This window comes from Corynebacterium kozikiae (genome assembly GCF_024580965.1).
Classification (GTDB): Bacteria; Actinomycetota; Actinomycetes; order Mycobacteriales; family Mycobacteriaceae; genus Corynebacterium; species Corynebacterium kozikiae.
In genome coordinates this window covers 271,860-290,533 of record NZ_JANIKJ010000001.1, presented here as the reverse complement: position 1 = coordinate 290,533, position 18,674 = coordinate 271,860, and the positions used below count along the sequence as shown (strand labels likewise).

At 62.6% G+C, this 18,674-nt stretch carries 17 protein-coding genes; 6 read left to right on the top strand and 11 right to left on the bottom strand.

What is annotated here, in order from left to right:
* Positions 1–72: 72 nt before the first annotated feature.
* The 3 genes from NQ018_RS01285 to rimP form a co-directional block, all read right to left on the bottom strand.
* Positions 73–435, bottom strand: coding sequence for a YlxR family protein (locus tag NQ018_RS01285; protein ID WP_373566869.1), 363 nt, complete (start codon positions 433–435; stop codon positions 73–75).
* Between the two features lie 164 nt (positions 436–599).
* Positions 600–1,607 carry a transcription termination factor NusA gene (gene nusA / locus NQ018_RS01280; protein ID WP_257037246.1) on the bottom strand — a complete coding sequence of 336 codons (1,008 nt, stop codon included), beginning with the start codon at positions 1,605–1,607 and terminating at the stop codon, positions 600–602.
* Positions 1,608–1,710: 103 nt separating this feature from the next.
* Positions 1,711–2,268 (bottom strand): ribosome maturation factor RimP, encoded by a 558-nt coding sequence (rimP, locus tag NQ018_RS01275; RefSeq protein WP_257057697.1) that lies wholly within the window; start codon positions 2,266–2,268, stop codon positions 1,711–1,713.
* A gap of 64 nt (positions 2,269–2,332) precedes the next feature.
* On the opposite strand from rimP, the gene NQ018_RS01270 reads away from it, so the two are divergent.
* A complete protein-coding gene (locus NQ018_RS01270) occupies positions 2,333–3,178 on the top strand; it encodes a hypothetical protein (protein ID WP_257057696.1) in 846 nt (281 codons plus the stop codon).
* Positions 3,179–3,183: 5 nt separating this feature from the next.
* On the opposite strand, the gene NQ018_RS01265 is transcribed toward NQ018_RS01270, so the two are convergent.
* A complete protein-coding gene (locus NQ018_RS01265) occupies positions 3,184–4,941 on the bottom strand; it encodes a proline--tRNA ligase (protein WP_257057695.1) in 1,758 nt (585 codons plus the stop codon).
* 73 nt (positions 4,942–5,014) lie between these two features.
* Here NQ018_RS01265 and yaaA point away from each other — a divergent pair, with 73 nt between their 5' ends.
* On the top strand, positions 5,015–5,764 hold the full coding sequence (yaaA, locus tag NQ018_RS01260) for a peroxide stress protein YaaA (protein ID WP_257057694.1): 750 nt from the start codon (positions 5,015–5,017) through the stop codon (positions 5,762–5,764).
* Here yaaA and cobA read toward each other — a convergent pair.
* The gene (gene cobA / locus NQ018_RS01255; RefSeq protein ID WP_257057693.1) at positions 5,761–6,534 is read right to left on the bottom strand and encodes a uroporphyrinogen-III C-methyltransferase; all 774 of its coding nucleotides are present in this window, start codon (positions 6,532–6,534) and stop codon (positions 5,761–5,763) included. The genes yaaA and cobA overlap by 4 nt on opposite strands.
* A gap of 65 nt (positions 6,535–6,599) precedes the next feature.
* Between cobA and NQ018_RS01250 the strand changes: the two genes are divergently transcribed.
* On the top strand, positions 6,600–7,982 hold the full coding sequence (locus tag NQ018_RS01250) for a protein adenylyltransferase SelO family protein (protein ID WP_257057692.1): 1,383 nt from the start codon (positions 6,600–6,602) through the stop codon (positions 7,980–7,982).
* Here the strand turns inward: NQ018_RS01250 and NQ018_RS01245 are convergent.
* From NQ018_RS01245 to mqo, 5 genes are all read right to left on the bottom strand, one after another.
* Complete coding sequence (locus NQ018_RS01245; RefSeq protein WP_257057690.1) at positions 7,979–9,385, bottom strand: cobyrinic acid a,c-diamide synthase CobB; 1,407 nt, start codon at positions 9,383–9,385, stop codon at positions 7,979–7,981. The genes NQ018_RS01250 and NQ018_RS01245 overlap by 4 nt on opposite strands.
* Positions 9,379–9,999, bottom strand: a complete 621-nt coding sequence (cobO, locus tag NQ018_RS01240; RefSeq protein ID WP_257057689.1) for a cob(I)yrinic acid a,c-diamide adenosyltransferase — start codon at positions 9,997–9,999, stop codon at positions 9,379–9,381. The genes NQ018_RS01245 and cobO overlap by 7 nt, the downstream gene beginning before the upstream one ends.
* Before the next feature lie 61 nt (positions 10,000–10,060).
* Positions 10,061–10,807 (bottom strand): vWA domain-containing protein, encoded by a 747-nt coding sequence (locus NQ018_RS01235; RefSeq protein WP_257057687.1) that lies wholly within the window; start codon positions 10,805–10,807, stop codon positions 10,061–10,063.
* On the bottom strand, positions 10,782–11,936 hold the full coding sequence (locus tag NQ018_RS01230) for a magnesium chelatase ATPase subunit I (protein WP_257057685.1): 1,155 nt from the start codon (positions 11,934–11,936) through the stop codon (positions 10,782–10,784). Before NQ018_RS01230 ends, NQ018_RS01235 begins: the two co-directional genes overlap by 26 nt.
* Positions 11,937–12,007: 71 nt before the next feature.
* Positions 12,008–13,504: a malate dehydrogenase (quinone) gene (gene mqo, locus NQ018_RS01225; RefSeq protein ID WP_257057684.1), complete on the bottom strand. Its 1,497-nt coding sequence runs from the start codon at positions 13,502–13,504 to the stop codon at positions 12,008–12,010.
* Between the two features lie 560 nt (positions 13,505–14,064).
* Here mqo and NQ018_RS01220 point away from each other — a divergent pair.
* The 3 genes from NQ018_RS01220 to NQ018_RS01210 are packed head-to-tail and all read left to right on the top strand — an operon-like array spanning position 14,065 to position 17,260.
* On the top strand, positions 14,065–15,111 hold the full coding sequence (locus NQ018_RS01220) for an alpha/beta hydrolase (RefSeq protein WP_257057683.1): 1,047 nt from the start codon (positions 14,065–14,067) through the stop codon (positions 15,109–15,111).
* Positions 15,108–16,508, top strand: a complete 1,401-nt coding sequence (gene mtr, locus NQ018_RS01215; protein WP_257057682.1) for a mycothione reductase — start codon at positions 15,108–15,110, stop codon at positions 16,506–16,508. The genes NQ018_RS01220 and mtr overlap by 4 nt, the downstream gene beginning before the upstream one ends.
* Positions 16,508–17,260, top strand: coding sequence for a hypothetical protein (locus NQ018_RS01210; RefSeq protein WP_257057681.1), 753 nt, complete (start codon positions 16,508–16,510; stop codon positions 17,258–17,260). The genes mtr and NQ018_RS01210 overlap by 1 nt, the downstream gene beginning before the upstream one ends.
* Here the strand turns inward: NQ018_RS01210 and NQ018_RS01205 are convergent.
* Entirely contained in the window at positions 17,231–18,670 is a 1,440-nt protein-coding gene (locus NQ018_RS01205) for a cobyric acid synthase (RefSeq protein ID WP_257057680.1), read from the bottom strand. The two genes, NQ018_RS01210 and NQ018_RS01205, sit on opposite strands and share 30 nt — an antisense overlap.
* Between the last annotated feature and the right edge of the window lie 4 nt (positions 18,671–18,674).

Sequence of the window (18,674 nt, the reverse complement as noted above, 5' to 3'; positions counted from 1 at the left end):
AATCGAGTGACCCGGAGGGGCTAACAGTGCTCGATTTCCTACCTGATTGCCATGACGTTCATCGCTGATGCTTCATGTTGTGCTCATCAGTGTTCGGTCTTCCTTACAGGGGTAGGTTGCGCTTTCGCTCAAGTACTTTCGTACAGGACCTGCGTCTACCGTGGTAGACACCTTGAACGCGCGTTGAAACGCGCGGCGTTGCAAGGCCATTTCGAGTGCTTCTACCGATGGGGTGAGCCAGGCTCCGCGGCCAGGCGCGCGCCTGCGTGGATCAGGAACAGCAACGCATTGTCCGTCCTTTAGTTCCAGCGTGACGCGAAGCAACTGGTGATCAGGTGCTTTTGCGCGGGTGGCTATGCAGGTGCGGGTAGGTGCTGTGTGGGTAGAGGCAAGTTCACTAGCGCGCTGGCTAGCGTTCTCAGCCCTTCGTCTCACCCAGTTCTCCTCACAAACCGCACAAACAATAAGCGCCCATCTTCGGCTGGTACTCAGCCAGCACTCGGGGCCGCCCACTAGTGTACGGCAAATGCCCCGGAATGTGGGAATTGCCGCGCCCTAGCAGCCCTAGCAGCCCTAGTAGCCTTGGCAGCCCTGCCCCGCTAGTCCGTCGGGGCGGCGTCGGAACGGATGTCGATCTTCCAGCCTGTCAAGCGTGCAGCGAGGCGCACATTTTGCCCCTCCTTGCCGATCGCGAGCGAAAGTTGGTATTCCGGCACTACAACGCGAGCAGTTTGTTCCTCCAGGTTCAACACTTCCACGCTGATGACCTTAGAGGGGGCCAGTGAGTTGCCAACGTAAGTCGCTGGGTCCTCGGAGAAGTCAATGATGTCAATCTTTTCCCCGCCAAGCTCCTTCATGATGTTGCTCACGCGCTGGCCACGCGGGCCAATGCAGGCGCCCTTGGCGTTGAGGCCTTTCACGGTTGCGCGCACGGCAACTTTGGAACGGTGGCCAGCTTCGCGGGCAATGGAGACGATTTCCACGGAGCCGTCTGCAACTTCTGGCACCTCCAACTCAAACAGCCCGCGGACCAGCTCGGGGTGAGTGCGCGAAAGGTTGATCTGCAAATTTGCGCCGTTTCGGTTCACGCTCACCACGTAAGACTTCACACGGTCACCGTGGCGCAGCTTTTCGCCCGGCAACTGCTCTGCAGGAAGAAGCAGGCCGTCCTGACCATCGGCCTCGGTGCCAAGGTGCACCACCACAATGCCCTTCTTCGCGGCAAAATCATCCGCCTGCACCAGGCCGGAGATCACGCGACCTTCGTACTCCGAGTAGGCGCCGTAGGCGATTTCCGACTCCGCCTCGCGCAAGCGGCGCACAATGGCGTCACGCACCGCAGAGGCAGACTGGCGGGCAAAATTGACGGGGAGGTCGTCGTATTCGCTTTGCAGCACGCCCTCTTCGTCGTACTCAGAAACGATCACACTCACCTGGCCGCTCGCGCGGTCGATCTCCACGCGTGCCTTGCGGGTTGGCGTTGCCTCGGTTTCCTTGTACTCGTAGTAGGCGTGCAGGAGGGCTGCGGCGATGGTGCGCAGCATTTCATCCACGGCGATGCCGCGCTCGCGCTCAATGTCATACAGGGCGCCGGTATCAATATTCACTTGTGTTCCTTACTCGTGTGCATGCATGCTTTCACGTTGCAATAGCGGTCTAGCGCTCAAGCGCTGTAGCTTGTTGTTCAATTATTTCAGCTCACCGCCGGGTTCAAGCAGTAGCCGTAGTAGCCACCGCTGCCGCCTCAGCAAAGCCCATCTGCGCCACCTCAACTTCTTCAGCCGCTGGCGCAGCAAACTCAATTTCTACCACTGCCCCGGTGTGCTGCGCTACTTCCGCAACGTCTACCACCACGCGCTTCTTGTCCCGCGAAATCAGGATCACCTGGGTTTCGTCTTCAGACAACGCGCCGATGCGGGCGGTGCGCTTCTTGCCGTCCTGGTTGAGCGCCACGAGTCGGCCGCGGTTGCGCCGCCAATGCCGCGGAAGGGTCAGCGGGTTGCCCACACCGAAGGTAGTGAGCTCCAGGGTGTAGCCCGCACCGAAGTTCAGCGTGCCGGCCTCCTCCAGGGAGTCGAACAGCGCGGAGGCCTCGTTGGAGATGACCTCCAGCAGGTCCAGATCTGGTGGGGTGTCTGCGTCCACGGCCACCGAAACTAGGGACTTCTTGCCTGCCTTATTGGTTTTCACCCTTTCAATGTCTACGTTGTGGCGCAGCGCGAGGGGTTCAAGGTGGGCTAAGAGCTGTTCATTGGTTGGGAAGGCCATGCGTTCCACCCTATCGCAACGCAGACACGTTCACGTCGGTACGCTTACCCAGCGTGTATGGTGAATGGCTGTGCATCCCCGTTCCCCCATCGCCGCGGTCAGCCTGATCCTCCTGCCTCTCGGCCTCGCCGGTTGCAGCGTGCTTGACCCTCAGCCGCTGCCCGATGCCCACCTCGCGGCACTCGCAGCCACCGCGCAAGCAGACCGCCCCGATGATGCGGCGGCGTTGCGCGCTGAGATGATCCGGGTGTGCGGGCACCGCGAAGACGGCAGCGTCCCCGAAAGTTGCAGCGAGCAGGCTATCGACGCCACCATCTCCTCCTCCCAGGCAGTAGAGCCAGCCGAGGCTGCAGGTCAGGTGGAAGACCTCTTCTTTGCGCTCCCCGAGCAGTCCAGGCTCCTGGTAGCGCAGATGTACACCACCTTGCCTGCGTCTTCGGACGGTGAGGTAACGCAGGAGCCACCGGCATTGGAGGGCTCCGACCAGCCACCACAGGACAAGGCTCAAGAACCAGAACAGGAATCGGAATCGGACTGGGCCACTGCCCTACGCACCGGCCTGGAGGAGGAATACAAGCTGCTCTATGGCCTGGATGTGGCTCGGGCATTCGCGGACCCAGCAACAACCGCACGCATCGACCGGGCGCACCAAGTACACACCGAGCGTGTGGCGCACCTCCAAGCACTATTGGCCCCAACCGGCGATGTTCCCGCAGCCCTCCCGGCGTATGCTTTTGCCCCCTCGGCCACGGTCCCCGTAGACCAAGCCACCGCTGCAATTGCCGTAGATGAGCTACTACGCAGCACCAGCAGCACATGGGCCAACATAGCAGCGGAGGCAAAGACCGAAGCCTTTGCCTCCTACGCTCTACGGCTCAGCGCCCCCGCCTCCGCCGGAGCCGGAGCCTAGAATTCTTAGCCGCGGATCAACCGCAAGACCTCGTCCTTTGCGTCTTGAGCGGCTACTTCGAGAGTTTCGCCATCGCGGCGGCGCACCTCAATGATGCCGTCTTTGAAGGAGCGGCCAAGCACCACGGTGATTGGCATGCCCAGCAGCTCGGCGTCTTTGAACTTCACGCCTGGGGATACCTTTGGGCGATCGTCAAAGAGCACTTCAACGCCCGCGGCGTCGAGTTCGGCCACGATTGCGTCGCCGGCGTCGAGGGCCTCTTGGTCCTTGTTGGCCACTACGACGTGCACCTGGTACGGCGCCACGCTGAGTGGCCAGTTCAGGCCCTTTTCGTCGTGGCGCTGCTCGGCGAGCACTGCCATGAGGCGGGAGACGCCGATGCCGTAGGAACCCATTGTGGGCACGGCACGCTTGCCGTTTTCATCCAAAATTTGCACGTCCATGGCCTCGGTGTATTTGCGGCCGAGTTGGAAGATGTGGCCAACCTCAATGCCACGGGCAAGGGTGAGCACGCCTTGACCCTGCGGTGCGGGGTCGCCTTCTTTGATTTCGGCTGCCTCGATGAAGCCGTCCACCTCGAAGTCGCGCCCGGCCACCAGACCCACCACGTGGCGTTGCTTGGCGTCTGCACCGGTGATCCACGCGGTGCCCTTGGCAACGCGTGGATCCGCGAGCACCTTCACGCCGTTGGCAATGAGGCCGCGGGGTCCCACGTAGCCTTTGACCAGGAAGGAGGAGTTCTTGAAATCCTCGTCGCTAGCCAGCTCCACGCTGGCTGGTTCCAGTGAAGCCTCCAGGCGCTTCATATCTACCTCGCGGTCACCTGGCACCAAGATGCCGGTGAGCTCCGGCTCCTCAGCGCCTGGTTCCTGAACCTTCACCACGATGCATTTCAGGGTGTCAGAAGCCTCCACTTCGCGCCCGTCAATCTGGATGCCCTCATTTCGAGCCCATTCCACCAGGGTGGCGATGGTCTCTGAAGCAGGGGTGTCGTACTCCTTGGCTTCCGGCTGGCCCTCCAAAGGCAGTTCGGTGCCCGGCTGGGTAACCACAGCCTCCACGTTGGCCGCGTAGTCCCCTTCGGTGGCGCGAACAAAGGTGTCCTCACCGTTCTCGCTCACTGCCAAAAACTCTTCGGAAGCCGAGCCGCCCATCGCACCGGAGGTGGCGGCACAGATCACGTACTCCACGCCAAGGCGATCCAGAATCCGCTGGTACGCCTCCCGGTGGCGTAGGTAGGACTCACCCAGCCCCTCATCGGTCATATCAAAGGAGTAGGAGTCCTTCATCACGAACTCGCGGCCGCGCAAGATGCCGGCGCGTGGGCGCTCTTCATCGCGGTACTTGGTTTGAATCTGGTACAGCGTCACCGGGAAGTCCTTGTATGAGGAGTAGAGATCCTTCACCGCATTGGTGAACATTTCCTCATGAGTGGGGCCCAGCAGGTAGTCCGCGCCTTTGCGGTCCTTAAGGCGGAACAGCGCGTCACCGTACTCAGTCCAGCGGTTGGTGGCCTCGTATGGCTCGCGTGGCAGCAGGGCCGGGAACAGCAGTTCCTGGGCGCCGATGCCGTCCATTTCCTCACGGACTACGGCCTCAATTTTGCGCAGGGTCCTCAGGCCCAGTGGTAGCCAGGTGTACACACCGGGGGCGGTGCGTCGGATGTAGCCTGCTCGCACGAGCAGCTTGTGGCTTGGTACTTCTGCGTCTGCGGGGTCCTCGCGCAGTGTGCGCAAAAAGAGGGTGGAAAGGCGAGTAATCATAACTGCGCAGTTTACACACCGTGGGTGCACCGGCTCCACATGGGAGCCGTGGGAAACGGTAAGGTGAACCACCATGTTGATCATCCTGCCCCCGAGTGAAACCAAGGCAGCAGGCGGCAACGGCCCCGCGTTGGATCTTGGCTCCCTCTCCTTCCCCCAGCTCACCGAAACGCGCCGGGAAATCTTAGAGGACCTGCGCGCGTTGGACGTCGGAACGGCGCTCGGTGTGCTTGGAATTTCGGAGTCGCTGCGCGGCGAGGCGGAGGCGAATCTGGAGGTGCTGAGTTCCCCCACCATGCCGGCGCTGCACAGGTTCACGGGGGTGCTTTTCGACGCCCTCAACGCCACTTCCCTCCCGCAGGAGGCATGGGGGCACCTGGCTGTGGGGGATGCGTTGTTCGGGGTGGTGATGGCGCAGGATTTGATCCCCAAGTACCGCCTCTCCGGCGGGACCAAGCTGCCAGACGCCAAGGGAAACACCCCCACCATGAAGGCGCGTTGGGGCACGCAGATCAGCCGGGCACTCGAAGCGGTAGACGGGCTCGTGGTGGACTTGCGTTCGGGCACCTACCAGCAGCTCGGAAAACGAAAAGGTGCGGTGACGGTGCGTGTGGAAACCGAGGCTCCCGACGGCACCCGCAAGGTAGTGAGCCACTTCAACAAGCACTACAAAGGTTTACTCGCACGCGACCTCGCGCTCGCCGGAGGAGCAGGAGCAGCCACACCAGCCACAGCCGAAGATGTGGCGGAAATCGCCCGCGCAGCCGGCCACCGGATTGAGCTCGATGAGGGAAGTTCGCAGCTCACGATGGTGGTGAGCTAGGTGCCCAGTCCGGCTACCTCACCGATTACGTACACGGCCGGCGGGTGGACGTCGTGCTCGCTCATGCTGTGCGCGAGTGTTCCCAGCGTGCAGTGGTAGGAGCGCTGTTGTTCGGTGCTGCCTTCCTGGATAACCACGGCCGGGGTGTTGGGGTCCATGCCGGCATCCATGAGGGCTTGGGTGATGTGCGGGGCGTTTTTCACGCCCATGATGACCGCGAGCGTGCCGCCGGTGTGGGCGAGTGCGCGGAAGTCGTTGAGGGAGCTTGGGTGCCCCGGGGGAACGTGCCCGGAAATCACGGTGAAGCTGTGCACCACCCCACGTTGGGTGATGGGGATGCCAGCCAACGCTGGGACAGAAATTGCGCTTGTCACGCCGGGAATCACCTCGCAGGCAATGCCGCGTTTCGCGAGTGCCTGCAGCTCTTCGAACCCTCGCCCGAATACATAGGGATCGCCGCCTTTGAGCCGTGCCACTTTCTTGCCGGCGAGCGCGTGCTCGATGAGCAGCTCGTTGATTTTCTCCTGAGCCACCTGCTTGCCGTAGGGCAGCTTGGACACGTCAATGAGTTCTTTGTTGCTGGTGTCGCACAGCTTGTCCAGTTCCACGGTGGGTCCGAGGTGGTCGCACAGAATAACCTCCGCCTCTTGCAGGCGGTGCATGCCGCGCACCGTGATGAGGTCCCAGGCGCCGGGGCCACCGCCGATGAGTGCAACGGGGTGCGCGTGGGACTGGAGGTGGTGTTGGTTGCTTGGCTCGTGCGAACTCATAGTTGCATAGCTTAGCCCTGCTGCTCGCGGATAAGCACCTTGGGGCAAGCAGGTAAGGTGGGGCCATGGTTGAGCGCAGGTTTGAGCCCCAGTTTGAGCCCACAACGTTCCAGCGTGACCTCCCCGAGTTGTGCGCCGAGGTCCGGGTAGCACCCTTCCCCAAGCTTGAGGTGGCCGCCTTCAATGAAGATCTCGGGGCACAGCTCGGGATCAGTGCCACCGAGCTCCTGGAGGCCGTGGAAGGTGCCCAGGGCGTCGCGGCGGCATACGCAGGCCACCAGTTTGGCCAGCTTGTCCCTTCCCTAGGCGATGGCCGAGCGCTCACCCTGGGTCAAATCCCGCAAGGTCTCAACGGCCAGCCCGCGGAAGTGGGCCTGAAAGGCAGCGGCCGCACCCCGTTTTCTCGCGGCGGCGACGGCCTGGCAACACTTGGCCCCATGCTGCGCGAGTACCTGGTCTCAGAAGCCATGCACGCCCTTGGTATCCCCACCACCCGTTCCCTTGCGGTACTCACCACCGGCCAGAAGGTGCAGCGCAGGAAGGTGGAGCCCGGCGCGGTGTTGGTGCGGGTGGCGGCATCTCAGGTCCGAGTGGGCACCTTTGAGTTTGTGGCTATGCGCTCGCATGAGGTGCTCCAGCGGCTGCTGGGCCACACGTATTCCCTCCTGAGTGGTGCTCCGGGTGAGGCTCCGCATGATGTTTCCCCAGCCGAGCAGGCAGGTTTTGTGTTTGATCAGGTGGTTCGGCGTCAGGCGGCGTTGGTTGCCCAGTGGATGAAGGTGGGCTTTGTGCATGGGGTGATGAACACGGATAACGTGCAACTGTTCGGTCAGACCATCGATTATGGCCCCTGTGCCTTCCTTGATTCCTACGATCCCGATGCGAAGTTCAGCTCCATCGACACCACGCGGCGCTACCGCTTCTCCGCACAGCCCGAGGTGATGGCTTTCAACCTGGCGCGCTTTGCCGAATGCTTGTTGCCCTTCGCCGGCGAGCAGGTGCTGGTGGAGCAGCTTGGCACGTTCCAGCAGCACTTCGATCAGGCGTACCGACGCGCCACCGCCTCCACGTTCGGCGTCTCCGACGGCGCCCTGGCCCAAGAGTTTTTGGACTTCATGCAGGCCGGCGCGTTGGATTACACGGCCACGGTGCGCGGGCTTGCTGAAGGCATCGTGCCCTCTGGGGTTGAGCAGTGGGAGCAGCGTTGGCGTTGCCTGGAACCGGACTTCGCGGCGATGCGCCGCTCCAACCCGGTGTATATCCCCCGCAACCACGTGGTGGAAGAGGTGCTCAAGGATGCCGAGCGCGGCGACTTTGCCCCCTTTGAGCAGGTGTTTGCCAAAGTGACCAACCCCTTTGAGGCGATCACCGAGGCTGCGGCGTTGGACCCGCTGGCAGTGGGGCCGGGGCCGGATGCCCCAGAGATCATCACCTACTGCGGCACCTAGCGCCCCACTGGCCCTTCACCAGCTGCGTGGCAGGCCTGGACAAAGCGCCGGACCGCCTGCGGCGTGGAGGCCGGGTGGACGTGCAGGTAGCTGGCGTGCACGTTGCCCTGGATGAACCCTTCTTGCTTGTTACTGCCGTCGAAGGCGCGCCAGCCCCAGGCCGGGGCAAAGCCTTCCAACTGTTGCGCTTCAAGTGCGGTGTGGTGGAATTCGTGGCCCAGGATGCGCTCGCCTTGTTGGTAGAGCAGGGAATCGTGCAGTGCCACGGCCTCGCGGTAACCGAGGGTGAGCCTGCGTCCCATGGCTGCGCTGGTGGGGATGACGCCCAGCATTTCGTGGCCGTCGAGCGCCTCGAGCAGCCACAGCAGGCCCGCGCATTCCGCGTGGACCGGCATGCCTTCTGCGATGCGTGCGCGCACCTGTTCCCGCAGTAGGGTGTTGGCGGCCAATTGTGCGCAGTGTTCCTCGGGGAATCCACCGGGGATGATTAGCCCGGAACATTCGGGCAGCGGTTCGCTTAGGGGGTCAAAGTCGATCACCTCGGCGCCCGCCGCGCGCAGCAGTTCCACGTGTTCTGCATAGGTAAAGGAAAATGCCGGACCGCCGGCCATGGCAATGCGCACACTCCCCTGCGGCAGCGCATCGCCCACCTCCGCCTTGGGGTCCCAGGCGGGCACCTGCACATCACTGCGTGCGAGTGCCACCAGCGCATCCAGGTCCACGTGCTGGGAAACCATCTGCGCCATGGAGTCCACGGTGTCGGTTACCCCGCCGAGCTCCCCCGTGGTTACCAACCCAAGGTGGCGGGAGGGCACCTCGGCGTCATCCACCCTGGGGATCGCGCCGAGCACGGGAATCCCGTAAGCCTCCACTGCTTGCGTGCACACCTCGGCGTGCCGAGGTGTGCCCACCTTGTTCAAAATCACGCCGGCCACCTGCACTTGGTCGCTGTGGCTGGCAAAGCCATGCACCACGGCACCCACAGACTGGCTCATGCCTCGAACATCCACCACCAGCACCACCGGCAGCCCCAACAGCGCTGCAATTTCTGCGGTGGAGCCTTGAGCTAAGCCCACCTGGTGCTGGCCTTGGGCGGGGATGCGGCCGTCGAAAAGCCCCATCACACCCTCCACAACCGCAATGTCCGCGCCCTGCGCACCGTGTGCATACATCGGCGCCATGCGTTGCGCGCCGCACATCACGGAGTCCAGGTTGCGGCCCACACCACCGGCGGCGAGGCCGTGGTAACCAGGGTCGATGTAGTCCGGGCCCACCTTAAACGGCGCCACCTTCATGGTGGCGGAAAGCGCCCGGATTAAGCCCGTTGCAATTGTGGTTTTCCCTGACCCGGAGCTGGTTGCTGCGATCACTACACCGGCGGCAGGGGCCGGCGCGCCTACCACTCGATGCCCTTTTGCCCCTTGCGCCCCTGGTCCATTGGGTGCTTGATTTTTGTCATTTCCGTGACCAGATCCGCCACCTCAATGAGTTTGGGGTCTGCGTTTCGGCCGGTAATTACCACATGCTGAGTACCGGGACGGTTGCGCAGGGTGTCCACTACATCATCCACGTCGACCCAGCCCCACTTGATCGGGTAGGTGAATTCGTCGAGCACATAGAAGTCATGGGCCTCATCAGCCAGGCGGCGCTTAATTTCCTCCCAGCCTTCACTGGCATCGCGGGCGTGGTCTTCCTCGGTGCCGGCTTTCTTGGACCAACTCCAGCCCTCGCCCATTTTGTGCCACTCAACGGCGCCGCCCTCGCCGGTCTGTTCGTGCAGCTCACCGAGGCGCTTGAACACGCTTTCCTCCCCCACGCGCCACTTGGCGGACTTCACAAACTGGAATACCCCCACGTTCATGCCCTGGTTCCAAGCGCGCATGGCCATCCCGAACGCGGCGGTGGACTTCCCCTTTCCCTCACCCGTATGCACTGCGGTGATGGGCAGCAGGCGGCGCTGCCTGGTGGTGAGCCCGTCGTTTGGGATGTTTGCCGGATCAACCTTACCTTGAGGCACGCTGCCACTACCTTCCTGTTCTACCGAAGCTCTCGCACAAATACGGTACCAGCGGCCGGCACTAGAGCGCGCGCACCACATCGGCCACCGCGTCCGCGGAAAGCTCCTCCAAACGCACGCACGGCGCCCCGAGCTGCACCGCAAGCTCCCTGGCAAGTCCCAGGCGGACCCTACCTTGGGCTTCGCAGTCAATCACGACGCTGCCAAGGTCTGCTTCTCCCGCAAGTCTCCTCGCGGCCTCGCGCGCCCCTGCCATTCCGGCTCCTGCGGTGGCGCGGCCGTCGGAAAGCAGCACCATGATTCCCCTGCGGCCGGGTTCTTTGCGCGCTTGGCGGGTGAACACCTGATGTGCCATCACTAGCCCCTCGGCAAGCGGGGTGCGCCCGCCGGTGGCTACTTCTTTCAGGCGTTTCACCGCTACGTCCACGGAGCCGGTGGGCGGGAGAATGAGTTCCGGGGCTGCGCCGCGGACGCTGATCACCGCCACTTTGTCGCGGCGCTGGTAGGCATCCTGCAGGAGACTCAGCACCGCTCCGGTGACAGTTGCGAGGCGATCTTTCGCCGCCATGGACCCCGATGAGTCCACCACGAACACGATGAGGTTCGATTCCCGCCCTGCGCGCAGTGCCCCACGCAGATCCTGAGGTGCGAGTTGGAGCATACCCTGGTCAATCGCGGCCCCGCGCTCGGCGGCGGCGAGCACACTACCCACCAGGTGTATGCCGTGGCCCTGGGTGACGGCGCGAACGTTGGCGCCGTGGGAGGAGTAGGCCTTGGAGCGCCTACCTGGTACTCCCTGCTGGCCCATTCCCGCGCGGCGCAGCGGGCGCAGTGCGAAAGGGGGCGCCGAGCTCGGCGCGACCCCCTTGACCATCAGACTGCCCATCAGACTGCCCATCAAACTGCGTCTGGGGTGGCTCCGGTGCTTGGTCTTCCCCGTTGGTTTCCGGTGCCGTCTCTGGATCGGTGTCAGAATCGGGGCCAGAATCGGGGATCTCGCGCTGCGCTTGGTCCAGGGTGTCTTCGAGCTGTTGTTGGTCAAGACCCGGCTCATCAAAGGGATCGCGGCGGCGACGGTGCGGCAGCGCGAGTTCGGCTGCCACCTTGATGTCCTGGTCCTCCACTGCGTCAGCACCGCGCCATGCGGCGTGGGCGATGGCGGTGCGGGCGATCACCAGGTCTGCACGCATGCCGTCCACGTCAAAAGCGGCGCAGATGTGCGCGATGCGCATAAGGCTGGTGTCACTCAGCACAACATTTTCTACCTGGGCTTTTGCCTGGCGGATCTGCTGCGCAATCTGCTCCGTTTGTTCCGCGTAGCTGTGCGCGAAGGCGTTCGGATCTGCTTCAAAGGCGAGTCTCCTGCGGATGATCTCTGCCCGGACCTGCACGTCTTTGCTGCCTGCCACGTCCACGGCCAAGCCGAAGCGGTCCAACAACTGCGGGCGTAGCTCGCCTTCCTCAGGGTTCATGGTGCCCACCAGCACAAAGCTCGCGGGGGTGGTGTGGGAGATGCCGTCGCGTTCCACGGTGACCTGGCCGGTGGCCGCTGCGTCCAGGAGAGCATCCACCAGGTGGTCGGCGAGCAGGTTCACCTCATCAACGTAGAGCACACCGCCGTCTGCCTGGGACAGGAGACCTGGGTTAAAGGTCGCCTTGCCGGTGGTGAGCACCGTTTCCATGTCGATACTGCCCACCACACGGTCCTCGGTTGCACCGATGGGCAGGTTCACTAGAGGTGCGCCGTCCAGGAGCGCTGCGAAGGCACGGACCGTGGTGGTTTTGGCCGTGCCCTTTTCCCCACGAATCACCACGCCCCCGATCCCTGGGGTGATGGCGTTGAGGATCAGCGCCAACTGAAGCTGATCCTGACCAACCACCGCCGGAAATGGGAACGAGGGCTTGGTGCGTGAGGCTCCGGCTGTGGGCGTACTCAACTCGGCTCAACTCCTAGGTGCATTGGATTCCTTTAAGTGGCAACAAGTGCCGAACAATGCACCCTAGGGTACTACTTCTCCAACTCGAGGGTCTTTTGGGTGTACTCCCACATTTCCTCAAACAGCTTCTTGTTGGTTGCCAACTTGATGCCGTAGGAGGGGACCATTTCCTTGATCTTGTCGCCCCACACCACCATGTGGTCGCCGAAGCAACGCTCCAGTAGCTCCACCATTGCCGCTGGTGCAATGGAGGCACCTGGGGATGCACCCAGCAGACCTGCGATGGTGCCGTCTGCAGAGTTGATGAGCGAGGTACCAAAGGCCAACGTGGAGAAGCTTGGGCCGGCCACTGGCTGGATCGCCTGGACGCGCTGACCAGCAACCACAAGCTCCCAGTCCTCATCCTTGGCGTTTGGCATGTACTCGCGCAGGGTCTCCATACGGGCCGCCTGGTCCTTGACCACCTCAGTGATGAGGTACTTGGTCAAGCCCATTTCCTGTACACCCACGCCGACGTAGGACAGGAGGTTGGATGGGCGGATGGACTTAAACAGGTCAAAGTAGGTGCCGGTCTTGAGGAACTTCGGAGTCCACCCAGCGTAAGGGCCGAACAGCAGGCCCTTCTTGCCGTCGATCACGCGGGTATCTAGGTGTGGCACGGACATTGGTGGAGCATCCACAGATGCCTGCCCGTACACCTTTGCCGCGTGGCGCTCAATGATCTCCTCATTGGTGCAGCGCAGCCACATGCCGGAAACCGGGAAGCCACCCCAGCCACGAATTTCTGGGATACCGGATTTCTGCAGCAGTGGGAGCGCCATGCCGCCCGCACCCACGAACACGAACTTTGCGCGCACCACCTGGGTATCTCCGGTGTGTACGTTCTTCACGGTGATCTTCCAACGGGCGCCGTCGCGCTGGAGGTTCTTCACCTCATGGCCATAGCGGATCTCGGTACCCTCGCGCTCAGCAGCCGCCAAGAACTGCTTGGTTTGTGCACCGTAGTTGATGTCCGTACCGGCGTCAGTCCAGGAAGCGGCAACGGGCTCGTGTGGGGAACGCCCTTCCCCCATCAGCGGCAGGAGCTTGGTGAACTCCTCTCGGTCATCGGTGTACTGCATGTTCGGGAACAGCGGGTGGTTCTCCAGGGCCTCAAAGCGCTTCTGGATGTAGGCAACCTGCTGCTCACCGCGGCCAAAGGAAACGTGCGGAACCGGGTTGATCCATTCTCGTGGATTGGGAAGTACGCCTTGGTTCACCTGGTAGGACCAGAACTGGCGCGACATCTGGAACTTCTCATTCACGCCCACGGCCTTGGCAATATCAATCTTGCCGTTGACCTCTGGGGTGTAATTGAGCTCGCAAAGAGCCGAGTGGCCGGTGCCTGCGTTGTTCCATGGGGAGGAAGACTCTTCTGCGGGGGCGTCCAGGCGCTCGAAGACGATCTGCGACCAGTTTGGCTCCAGGGTACGAAGCATCGCTCCCAGGGTGGCGCTCATAATGCCGGCGCCGATGAGGGCAACATCGACCTCATCAATCACGTGCTGCGGTTTCTTGGAATCTGACATGTTCAAACTTCCTTGAATCTTCCGTTTTTTGGTTTTCCCAATGTGCTTTATGAACTGTTTACGTCAATCCGCGGAAGCTGTTCCTGCGGCAGGAGACATGAAAATCCATGGAAAGCATGGTGAAATTCATGCTACGCCGTGCCATCCTGAAAATTGCAACGGCCCACAACAATTTTGTTGATAGGTACGCTTTTCCGAGTTTTGACCCCCATATTGGTGTAAAAACGCGCCCAAGCACCACTTTCACACCAAAACCCCACCGCCGGAAGCTCGGCAGAACCTACACAACACCTACAGAACACAGGCTGCCATGCACCCGATGGGGAGTGACGGGAAAACAAAATTCACAACGGTTCACTTTACGCCGATTTCATTTTCCCAGTACACAGAATTCACCTCCCCTCCCCCAAATACCCAGTATTCCAAGCATTCTCGCGAGCATCCCCACCCCCTACCGCCACCCCCACTTACTGAACTCTCAGGCTGAGATTCCGCACAAGGCTGTGCGCTGGTGCGGTGGACGTCGGACTGCTCCCCTGAAGCCGACTAGCATGTCCTTCATGGACCTCGCTGATCACAACCTCACCTGGAGGCCAGACATCCTGGGTGCAGATTACGCGTGCACCACCTTGGAGCTTCGCACTTCTCCGCAAGACCTTGGACCGCTCACCGAGCCCAGCGCCGCCCGGGCGGTATTGGTTCGCCACCGTCCCGCGGCCCTGGATGCACCTGCAGTGCTGTGGATCCACGGCATGACGGATTACTTCTTCCACACTCACGTTGCCGAGCACCTTCACGCGCTTGGTTACGCCACCTACGGCATTGACCTGCGCCGCTGCGGCCGAGCCCACCGCGAGGGGCAATTGTGGCACTACACCGCGGACGTCGATGTGTACTTTGAGGAGCTCACCCAGGCGCTGGAAATCATCCTCGCCACCCATCCCACCGTGGTACCCATCGGACACTCCACCGGCGGTCTCATTGCTGCCCGCTGGGTGGCGTGGCTGCGCGAACATCGGCCTGAACTCCATGCACACATTCCCTCCTTGGTGCTCAACAGCCCGTGGCTGGACATGCACGGCCCAACCCTCGGCGTGCGTGCCTCCATCCCCGTGGTGCTCTCCGTGGGCAAGCGCAACCCTGGGCGCCTGCTTCCCATTGGCAGGTCAGAGTTTTATGGCCGCTCGCTACACAAAGACCACCAGGGCCAGTGGGAGTATGACCTCACCTTGAAGCCCCTGGGTGGGCATAAGAAGTACTTTGGCTGGCTGCGCAGCGTGATCTTGGCGCAAGAGGGCATTCACCGCGGCGCAGTGGATTGCGAGGTACCGGTACTCACGTTGTGCTCAGACCGCTCCATTGACTCCAAAACCACCAACAGCGCCACCCCGCACACCCACGGTGACGCCGTCTTGGACACCCTGCAAATCCGGTCCCGCAGCCCAATGCTGAGCCACAGCGTCCGCGTAGAGGCAATCCGCAACGCCGGGCACGACGTATTCCTTTCCGATCCCGAGCCGCTACGCCAGGCGTTCGCGCACCTTGACCGCTGGCTAGCAGCTACCGCCCCAGAACCCAACAACCCCCAAAAAGGACTCCCCCAATGAGCGCAGCACCGCATGCAGACAAGCACTTTGACCTCATCATTATCGGCTCGGGCTCCGGCAACTCGATCCCGGGCCCCCACAACCACCACAAGTCCATTGCGATTGTGGAGCCTGGCCGCTTCGGCGGGACCTGCCTGAACGTGGGCTGCATCCCCACAAAGATGTACGTGTACGCCGCTGAGGTTGCGCACATGGTGAAAACTGCCGGTCGCTACGGGGTGCACGCCCAATTCCAGGGTGTGGATTGGCCTTCCATCCGGGAGCGGGTGTTCGACCAGCGCATTGACCTCATCGCCTCCGGCGGCGAGGAGTACCGCCGCGGGCCGAAGACCCCAAACATTGAGGTGTTTGACGCCCCGGCGCGCTTTGTTGCGCAACGCACCATCGCCACCGGCCAGGGCGATCAGGCGATGGTCATCAGTGGGGAACAGATTGTGCTCGCGGCTGGGGCTCGCCCGCACATCCCGGAGGTCATCGCAGACTCTCAGGTGACGTACCACACCAATGAGACCATCATGCGTCTGGATACCCTGCCGAAATCCATGACGGTCCTGGGCGGCGGCTACGTGGCCCTGGAATTCGCGCACGTCTTCGAGGCCTTTGGCACCAAGGTCACGCTGATCAACCGCTCGGATCGCCTCATGCGCACGCTCGACGACGACATCTCCGCGCGCATCACCGAGCTCACCAGCGAAAAGATCACCACACACCTGGGCCGGGTAGTCACCGCCGCCAGCGAGGACGAGCACGGGGTAACGGTCACGCTTGATGACGCCACCACGGTCACATCAGAAGTGCTGCTTGTGGCCACCGGCCGCATCCCAAACGGCGACCAGATGGACCTTGCATTGGGCGGCATTGAGATGCAGGGGCAAGACGTGGTGGTGGACAAGTACGGCCGCACCACTGCCCCAGGCGTGTGGGCGCTCGGCGACATCTCCTCCCCCTACAAGCTCAAGCATGTGGCAAACGCCGAGATGCGCGCAATCCGCCACAACCTTGACGTCACCGACCCCGCGGACCTCCAAGAACTCCCCCACACCTTTGTGCCCGCCGGGGTGTTCACCATCCCTCCGATCGGCTTCGTGGGACTCACCGAGCGCGAGGCACGAGCCCAGGGCTTGGACATCACGGTGAAGATCCAAAACTACGGCGATGTTGCCTACGGCTGGGCAATGGAAGACACCACCGGCTTTGCCAAGATCATCGCGGATCGCAGCACCGGCAAGATTCTGGGCGCACACTACATCGGCCCAGAGGCGCCGTCCTTGGTCCAGCAGATCATCACGGCAATGAATTTTGACATTGGCGCCCAGGAGTTGGCCACCAACCAATATTGGATCCACCCTGCGCTGCCCGAGGTCACGGAAAACGCCCTGTTGGGCCTCGAATTCTAATGCCGCACCACCCCTACCCTTGGCGGGCGGGCACCCTCGGGGTGTCCACCGCCACCTTCATCTGCCTAGCGGTGCTGTGCAACCAGGTGATGCGTAGCGACGCCCCCTACGCCGTCCTCCTCGCCGCGGCAGTGGCGTGCAGCGCCGGCAGTTGCCTGCTGTGGCTGCGCCGTTGGCGCATTTATGACACCCAGCAGCTTCGCGCCCGCGTGGGCCAAGCATCGAGTGCTCTCGGCGGGCTCACAGTGCTTGTGGTGGGGATGATCCTTGCCATCGCCACCCAAAGCTCCGCCCAGGTGGTGCAGGAGACGGCATTGCAGGCGATCACCCAGGCCATGCCTATCGCTGTGGTCTTCAGTTTCTGCGGTGGCCTGCTGTTGCTGCCCAACCGTAGCGCCGCGGCTGTGGTGGGCGTGACCGTGGCCGCCACCCTGGCGGCCACCTGGCTGGCAATCAATCGGCAGCCGAACCTCCTGATGATCGGCGTTGCCGCCACGAGCCTTGCCGGCGCCAGTGTGGCGCTGGTGGCGTCGGTACGCGCTCGGGTGTGGCTCGCCGCGGTCGCCGCGTTCCTGGTGGGGGTGCATGTTGCCGGCTACTTCGTGCTGGCGCTTGGGGTGATTAGCGCCCTGAGTTTGCGGCTGGTGGCGTGGGCGATCCTCATTGCGGCGGTGTGCGCCGCGGTCGCAGGTATTGGGACGGGAGCAACCCACCGCCACAGCTCAAGCGAGGCTAGCAAGCAGAGCGTCTAGGTCCCAGTGCTGCTCAATGGTGTCCGCGATCAAGTCCAGTTGACGCAGGCGCTCGCCGTGGAAGCTGGCATTGGGGCTGGAGCTCGGCTCAAACCCATCAGGGGCGATCTGGCGGAGCCATTGTTTGCGGAAGGCATCGTGCTCAAGTTGCCCGTGACGGTGGGTGCCAAAGAACACCCCGCGCTGGCTGCCTTCATCACCGATCCAGGGCTGCTCTCGGTGATCTACCACCTGCCCGTGGTGTACTTCATAGGCGCCATTGCTGTGGCGGATGAGTGTTTTCTCCTCCTGGAACTCAATGCGAGCATCGAAAATCCCTAGCCCCAGAACTGGCTCCGAACTGGGCGCTTCCACACCTTGCGGGTCCACAATCTCCCGGCACATCATTTGGTAGCCGCCGCAAATGCCCAGCGTGGGCAGTGTCCGGGAGACAATCACCTGATCTAGGCCGCGGGAACGCAGCCAGGCGAGGTCGCTCACCGTTGCCTTGCTGCCGGGAAGCACCACCAGGTCCGCGTTCATCAGGTCGTTGGGATTGTCCGTCCAACGCACATGCACTCCAGGTTCGCAGGCCAACGCCTCAACGTCGGTAGCGTTGGACACCCTGGGCAGGCGCACCGCGGCAACACTCAAGCCCCGCCGAGCAACCGGCGCCATACCCGGTCCCGACGGCCCCACTGTTGCCCCTACGCTGCTTTGCAGCGAGTCTTCAGCATCTACCCACAGGCCCTCGATGAACGGCAGCACCGCGAGCGTTTCCACACCGGTCCGGCGGGCGAGGTCTTCCAGCCCTGGCTGCAAAATGGAGGCATCGCCGCGGAACTTGTTCACCACAAATCCCTTGATCCGCGCTCGGTCCTCGGCGCTGACAATCTGATGCGTGCCGTAGAAATGCGCGAGCACTCCCCCGCGGTCGATGTCACCCACCAAATACACGGGCAGGTCAGCAGCCTGCGCCAACCCAAAATTCGCGACGTCCGTCTCCCGCAGGTTTATTTCCGCAGGCGAGCCCGCACCCTCGCAGATCACAAGGTCAAATTCCCGACGCAAACCGGCCAACGCCTCAGCAGCAACCTCGCGCAAATGCGCTCGGTGCTCAATGTAGTTCCTGGCGCTCACGTTTCCGGTGGCCTTGCCATGTACCACGAGCTGCGAGGTTCTGTCCGAACCGGGCTTAAGCAGAATTGGGTTGAACCTGGTGCTTGGCTCCAGCCCGCAGGCCAGGGCCTGCAGTGCTTGGGCGCGCCCGATTTCCCCACCATCCGGGGTCACCACAGAGTTGTTGGACATGTTTTGCGCCTTGAACGGCGCCACCTTGACCCCGCGGCGCGCGAACGCCCGGCACAAACCTGCCACGACTACGGACTTGCCGGCGTCGGAAGTGCACCCGGCTACAAGAAACGCGTTCATCGCC

Bases quoted from the DNA above. Each gene is read 5' to 3' on its own strand.
- rimP (WP_257057697.1), bottom strand. From the start codon at position 2,268: ATGGCCTTCCCAACCAATGAACAGCTCTTAGCCCACCTTGAACCCCTC.
- NQ018_RS01250 (WP_257057692.1), top strand. From the start codon at position 6,600: ATGGTTGAGCGCAGGTTTGAGCCCCAGTTTGAGCCCACAACGTTCCAG.
- NQ018_RS01235 (WP_257057687.1), bottom strand. From the start codon at position 10,807: ATGGGCCAGCAGGGAGTACCAGGTAGGCGCTCCAAGGCCTACTCCTCC.
- NQ018_RS01205 (WP_257057680.1), bottom strand. From the start codon at position 18,670: ATGAACGCGTTTCTTGTAGCCGGGTGCACTTCCGACGCCGGCAAGTCC.
- NQ018_RS01220 (WP_257057683.1), top strand. From the start codon at position 14,065: ATGGACCTCGCTGATCACAACCTCACCTGGAGGCCAGACATCCTGGGT.
- mtr (WP_257057682.1), top strand. From the start codon at position 15,108: ATGAGCGCAGCACCGCATGCAGACAAGCACTTTGACCTCATCATTATC.
- mqo (WP_257057684.1), bottom strand. From the start codon at position 13,504: ATGTCAGATTCCAAGAAACCGCAGCACGTGATTGATGAGGTCGATGTT.
- yaaA (WP_257057694.1), top strand. From the start codon at position 5,015: ATGTTGATCATCCTGCCCCCGAGTGAAACCAAGGCAGCAGGCGGCAAC.
- cobA (WP_257057693.1), bottom strand. From the start codon at position 6,534: ATGAGTTCGCACGAGCCAAGCAACCAACACCACCTCCAGTCCCACGCG.
- NQ018_RS01210 (WP_257057681.1), top strand. From the start codon at position 16,508: ATGCCGCACCACCCCTACCCTTGGCGGGCGGGCACCCTCGGGGTGTCC.
- NQ018_RS01265 (WP_257057695.1), bottom strand. From the start codon at position 4,941: ATGATTACTCGCCTTTCCACCCTCTTTTTGCGCACACTGCGCGAGGAC.
- NQ018_RS01270 (WP_257057696.1), top strand. From the start codon at position 2,333: ATGGCTGTGCATCCCCGTTCCCCCATCGCCGCGGTCAGCCTGATCCTC.